The sequence below is a fragment of the Vibrio sp. 03_296 genome, from assembly GCF_002265885.1.
This window is the reverse complement of the sequence record NZ_NPKW01001365.1, coordinates 1-789: the sequence shown is the minus strand read 5'-3', so window position 1 is coordinate 789 and position 789 is coordinate 1. Positions and strand designations below refer to the sequence as shown.

The 789-nt window shown below is 43.0% G+C and carries 1 protein-coding gene; it reads right to left on the bottom strand.

What is annotated here, in order from left to right; translation table 11 throughout:
• Positions 1 to 50: 50 nt before the first annotated feature.
• Entirely contained in the window at positions 51 to 242 is a 192-nt protein-coding gene (locus CIK04_RS32325) for a hypothetical protein (RefSeq protein ID WP_128824803.1), read from the bottom strand.
• Positions 243 to 789 lie beyond the last annotated feature (547 nt).

Sequence of the window (789 nt, the reverse complement as noted above, 5' to 3'; positions counted from 1 at the left end):
TGGCCCACCAACGCCTTCAATCGGAGAAGCAATAATGGCAAACATCGAAATTAGCCCCCAAATAAGACCCTCGACCGAGTAGTTTCCAGCAGACCTTGAATTTTTACGTAAGTAGACTGAATCTCTGACTCTTCAGATGAAAAACTGGTTATCTCATCAGCAACCAAATAACACCCTTCAATTGATTCAGCATACACATAAGGCACACACAGCAAACCTAAAACAGCTGCGAATTTTTGCATAGTATCCTCATTACACATAACGCCGCGTTAAGGGGTGCAGGCACGCACTACAAAAGCTACCGCACAGCGACTTAATCACTGAACCCAACGCAAACCGAAAATGCCACGCGTGCCAAATCCCACTTAAACGCTTTGTTATGCTTAAGCTTCAATGACTTACGTTTTACTAAAAACAAGATTAACTCGACTTTGATTTACACACAAAAGCCAAAACGTAGAAAACCGAAATGAATCATAGTTTTGATAATCAGACTTGGAATTTTGGCAGATCTAGTTTGAACTTTGAAACCTAGAAATGGATTTCTGATTGAGCCAACCGCCCTAACCTCGCACTTGCCCGAAAATTGATTGAGGCAATTCTCTGAATTTCCAGCGCCCAAGAATGGATGTCCAGAAAATAGCGCCCACTGAAGCCAACTTGCCGACAAACACAAAACTGAAAAGCCGAGGGAGCAAAGAAAAACCATAAACCACTGATTTTACTTGATTAAGCATAACGCCCTGCTAAGGGGTGAGCAACGCAATACAAAAGCCGCCGCAAACCACC